The sequence below is a fragment of the Streptomyces sp. NPDC029044 genome, assembly GCF_040637495.1.
GTDB lineage: Bacteria > Actinomycetota > Actinomycetes > Streptomycetales > Streptomycetaceae > Streptomyces.
In genome coordinates this window covers 1-4,128 of the sequence record NZ_JBEZWN010000138.1, presented here as the reverse complement: position 1 = coordinate 4,128, position 4,128 = coordinate 1, and the positions used below count along the sequence as shown (strand labels likewise).

At 70.4% G+C, this 4,128-nt stretch carries 5 protein-coding genes and 1 tRNA gene; 4 read left to right on the top strand and 2 right to left on the bottom strand.

Features of this window, described 5'->3' with window-relative positions; translation table 11 throughout:
- Positions 1–35: 35 nt before the first annotated feature.
- Positions 36–120, bottom strand: a tRNA-Leu gene (locus tag AB0E85_RS39695).
- Between the two features lie 196 nt (positions 121–316).
- On the opposite strand from AB0E85_RS39695, the gene AB0E85_RS39690 reads away from it, so the two are divergent.
- The 3 genes from AB0E85_RS39690 to AB0E85_RS39680 all read left to right on the top strand — a co-directional run bounded on the left by AB0E85_RS39690 (position 317) and on the right by AB0E85_RS39680 (position 2,972).
- Positions 317–1,642, top strand: coding sequence for a M20/M25/M40 family metallo-hydrolase (locus AB0E85_RS39690; RefSeq protein ID WP_361937622.1), 1,326 nt, complete (start codon positions 317–319; stop codon positions 1,640–1,642).
- 149 nt (positions 1,643–1,791) lie between these two features.
- Entirely contained in the window at positions 1,792–2,025 is a 234-nt protein-coding gene (gene chpH / locus AB0E85_RS39685) for a chaplin ChpH (RefSeq protein WP_030608446.1), read from the top strand.
- Between the two features lie 131 nt (positions 2,026–2,156).
- The gene (locus AB0E85_RS39680; RefSeq protein WP_361937621.1) at positions 2,157–2,972 is read left to right on the top strand and encodes a chaplin family protein; all 816 of its coding nucleotides are present in this window, start codon (positions 2,157–2,159) and stop codon (positions 2,970–2,972) included.
- A 76-nt stretch (positions 2,973–3,048) separates the two neighbouring features.
- On the opposite strand, the gene AB0E85_RS39675 is transcribed toward AB0E85_RS39680, so the two are convergent.
- Positions 3,049–3,237 (bottom strand): DUF5703 family protein, encoded by a 189-nt coding sequence (locus AB0E85_RS39675; RefSeq protein WP_033311872.1) that lies wholly within the window; start codon positions 3,235–3,237, stop codon positions 3,049–3,051.
- Positions 3,238–3,284: 47 nt separating this feature from the next.
- Between AB0E85_RS39675 and AB0E85_RS39670 the strand changes: the two genes are divergently transcribed.
- The gene (locus tag AB0E85_RS39670; RefSeq protein WP_361937620.1) at positions 3,285–3,995 is read left to right on the top strand and encodes a hypothetical protein; all 711 of its coding nucleotides are present in this window, start codon (positions 3,285–3,287) and stop codon (positions 3,993–3,995) included.
- Positions 3,996–4,128: the final 133 nt, after the last annotated feature.

Here is a 4,128-nt window from a genome sequence, read left to right as displayed (position 1 = left end):
GCCGTGACCTCGCGGTCACGGCCCTCAGCCTCATGTGTCCGAGGGGGGACTTGAACCCCCACGCCCGATAAAGGGCACTAGCACCTCAAGCTAGCGCGTCTGCCATTCCGCCACCCGGACAAGGTGTCTGTCGCGTGGGTTCTCCCCGCGGCGACGACGTAAACATTACCAGGCTTTCCGGGGTGGCCGATCACCCCCCGTCCGCACCCCGGCTGGGCGTGAACGGCGTGTGACGGGCCGGGAGCGCTCTTGGGGTGCGGGCCGGGGAGAGGGAGGATGAGGGGGACCCACCAGCAGTGACACCGGGAGGAAGCACGTGAGCGAGACGGACACGGCCAGGAGCGTCACCGGCGAGGACGAGGTCGTGGACCTCTGCCGCGAGCTGATCCAGATCGACACCAGCAACTACGGCGACCACTCGGGTCCGGGCGAGCGCAAGGCGGCCGAGTACGTCGCCGAGAAGCTCGCCGAGGTCGGGCTCGAACCGCAGATCTTCGAGTCCCACCCCGGCCGCGCCTCCACGGTGGCCCGGATCGAGGGCGAGGACCCCTCCCGGCCCGCGCTCCTCATTCACGGCCACACCGACGTCGTACCGGCCAACGCCGACGACTGGACCCACCACCCCTTCTCCGGCGAGGTCGCCGACGGCTGCGTGTGGGGCCGCGGGGCCGTCGACATGAAGGACATGGACGCGATGACCCTCGCGGTCGTCCGCGACCGGCTGCGCAGCGGGCGCAAGCCCCCGCGCGACATCGTCCTCGCGTTCCTCGCCGATGAGGAGGCGGGCGGCACCTACGGCGCCAAGCACCTGGTGCGCAAGCACCCCGAGCTGTTCGAGGGCGTCACCGAGGCGATCAGCGAGGTGGGCGGTTTCTCGTTCACCGTCAGCGAGCAGCGGCGGCTCTACATGATCCAGACGGCCGAGAAGGGCATGCACTGGATGAAGCTCACCGTGGCCGGCACCGCCGGGCACGGATCGATGATCCACCGGGACAACGCGATCACCGAGCTGTCGGAGGCCGTCGCGCGGCTCGGGCGGCACAAGTTCCCGGTGCGGGTCACCAAGACCACCCGGGCGTTCCTCGACGAGCTCGGTGACGCGCTCGGCACCGAGCTCGACCCGGAGGACATGGAGTCGACCCTCGTCAGGCTCGGCGGCATCGCCAAGTTCATCGGCGCGACCCTGAGCAACACGGCCAACCCGACGCAGCTCGGCGCCGGCTACAAGGTCAACGTCATCCCGGGTGAGGCGACCGCCCACGTCGACGGACGGTTCCTGCCCGGCCACGAGGAGGAGTTCCTCGCCGATCTCGACCGGATTCTCGGCCCGAACGTGCGGCGTGAGGACGTCCACGCCGACAAGGCCGTCGAGACCACCTTCGACGGGGCGCTCGTGGGGGCGATGCAGACCGCGCTGCTGGCCGAGGACCCGACGGCCAAGGCGATCCCCTACATGCTCTCCGGCGGCACGGACGCCAAGTCCTTCGACGACCTCGGCATCCGCGGCTTCGGCTTCGTGCCGCTGAAGCTGCCGCCCGAGCTGGACTTCGCCGGCATGTTCCACGGCGTGGACGAGCGGGTGCCGGTGGAGGGCCTGAAGTTCGGAGTGCGGGTGCTCGACCGCTTCATCGACGCGTCCTGAAACCGCCCCTGCGGCACGGGGTATTCGGTCGCGCGTACGGAACCGACTGGGAAGAGTGAATGCGACCATAAGCTCGTAGCCTCATTACTCCCTCCTCGTTACAGGTAATGCGATCGCAAGATGGGTCGCTTTGCCAACTAGGAGGAATAATGATCAAGAAGGTCGTCGCTGCTGCGGCTGCCACCGGTGGGCTGGTTCTCGCGGGCGCGGGCCTGGCCGTCGCCGACTCGGGTGCTCAGGGTGCCGCCGTGCACTCCCCGGGCGTCCTGTCCGGCAACGTTGTCCAGGTGCCCGTTCACGTCCCGGTGAACGTCTGCGGCAACACGGTCTCCGTGATCGGGCTGCTGAACCCCGCCTTCGGCAACACCTGCATCAACAAGTGATGCTTCCCCCTCGCTGAGGGGAGTCCCAAGCCATCGGTCCCGGAGCGCGTGCCATGCGCTCCGGGACCGAACGCTTCTTTCGGGGAATTCGAGAAGAATTCGAGACACGGTCGAAGGCAGGTATTCAGTAAATGCGACAAGTCACCCGCAAGGGTCTGATGACCGTGGCGGCCGCGACCGGCGTGATCGCCGCCGCGGGCGGCTCCGCTCACGCCGACTCGGGCGCCCAGGGCTCGGCGTCGGGCTCGCCCGGCGTGCTGTCCGGAAACTCGGTGCAGGCGCCGGTGCACGCACCGGTCAACGTGTGCGGGAACACGGTCAACGTCGTCGGTCTGCTCAACCCGTCGGTGGGCAACTCGTGCGCCAACCAGGGCGGTGGATCGTCGTCGGGGGGATACGGCGAACACGGCGGCAAGGGCGGCTCCCACGCGGGCGGGCACGCCACCGACTCGCCCGGCGTCGGCTCGGGCAACCACGTCCAGGCGCCGGTCCACGTGCCGGTGAACGTCTGCGGCAACAGCGTCGACGTCATCGGCGTCGGCAACCCCAGCACGGGCAACGAATGCGCCAACGGCGGCGGACAGCACGGCACCCCGCCCGGCGGCCACGAGCCGGGCCGCCCGGGGAACCCCGGCGACCCGGGGACCCCCGGAAAGCCGGGTGAGCCCGGCAACCCCGGTGACCCCGGAAAGCCTGGTCACCCCGGCGATCCCGGTGAGCCCGGACGCCCCGGCACCCCGGGCACCCCGCCCTCCGCCGGTGGTGAGACCCCGGGCGGCACCTCGCACGCCAACAAGCCGGGCGCCCAGTTCGTCACCCAGCCCGAGGGCGAGTCCCAGCTCGCCAGCACCGGCAGCGACCTGCCGCTCGGCTTCGCCCTCCCGGCCGGCGCGGGCGCGCTGCTCGCGGGCGCGATCCTCTACCGCAAGGCCCGCGCCTCCGCCTGATCCCCCGCAAACGGAGCGGGCCCCGCCGATGCGGGGCCCGCTCCGTCATGCGCCTTCTTCCCGTGCCCGTCCCAGCTCACCACGTGGCCCGCGCCTGGCGGATGATCCGCCGGCGCAACCGCACCCTGCGGCTGCCGTCGCGCAGCAGGCTCAGACGGTACAACTCCCAGTGTCCGTACTCCGCGTGGTCCGTCAGCAGACGTGCCGTTTCCTTGCGGGAGACCCCACGCGGTACGTACACGTCGACAAATTCGTATTCCGGCATCGCATCTATTGTGCGGGCTGGGGCCTGGTACGGATAGCGTCTGCACTATGTCTGATGCTGCGCAGTCCACCGCTGCCGAGGTACGCGCCGCCGCCGAGGCGGTCAAGACCGCGCTCGACCGCCACCTGGCCGCGGTCGAACGCAGGTCGGGAGAGGACGACCCGGCCGTCTACGAGGCGTTCAACCAGCTCGCCGCGGCCGCAGAGGTGTACGACGAACTGCTCTACGACCGCTATGACGAAGTCACCCCCTTCGAGATCCCCGGTGCGGAGGACGCGCTGCCCCCGTACGCGGGTCCCGAGGAACCGAACGCGCTGAGCGTACTGATCCGCCGCGACTACGCCGTCGCCGAACCCCAGCGCCTGCTGGCGCAGGCACAGCGGATCGAGGCGGCGGAGGGCGAGGACGGCGCCCCGGCCTCCGGGACGGTGCACGGCGCGCTCGGACTGCTCTTCGGCGAGTTCGAGCCCGACGAGATCGCCTCCCGGCACAAGGAGTTCGGGCTGGAGGAGGGCGACTCCACGCTCTGGGTGGCGGCGGCGGACGAACCGGCCGAGCCCGGCGAGTGGCTGGAGGCACCGTTCGAGCAGGTCGACCCGCAGCAGGTGGTCTGCCGCTTCGACGTCAGCGCCGTCTTCGACGACGAGATCGACGACATCGACGACGATGACGAGGACACGGACGGACTGGAGGACGAGCTCGACAGCGACCTCGACGAGGACGAGGACCTGGAGCCACTGGACGCGGACCGCCGCTGAGCGCGCACGCCGACGGCCACGGGGGTGGTGGTGAGGGGCCCGGGCCCCTCAGGCCGTCCTCCCACCGGGCGGTGCTGGTGTGCGGCTCCATCGGGTGGTTGTGCAGCGGCGGCACCCGGTACGCGACGTCCAC

What these genes read in the sequence shown, in the direction of transcription:
- AB0E85_RS39670 (WP_361937620.1), top strand. Translation starts at nt 3,285, where the DNA reads ATGTCTGATGCTGCGCAGTCCACCGCTGCCGAGGTACGCGCCGCCGCC.
- AB0E85_RS39675 (WP_033311872.1), bottom strand. Translation starts at nt 3,237, where the DNA reads ATGCCGGAATACGAATTTGTCGACGTGTACGTACCGCGTGGGGTCTCC.
- chpH (WP_030608446.1), top strand. Translation starts at nt 1,792, where the DNA reads ATGATCAAGAAGGTCGTCGCTGCTGCGGCTGCCACCGGTGGGCTGGTT.
- AB0E85_RS39680 (WP_361937621.1), top strand. Translation starts at nt 2,157, where the DNA reads ATGCGACAAGTCACCCGCAAGGGTCTGATGACCGTGGCGGCCGCGACC.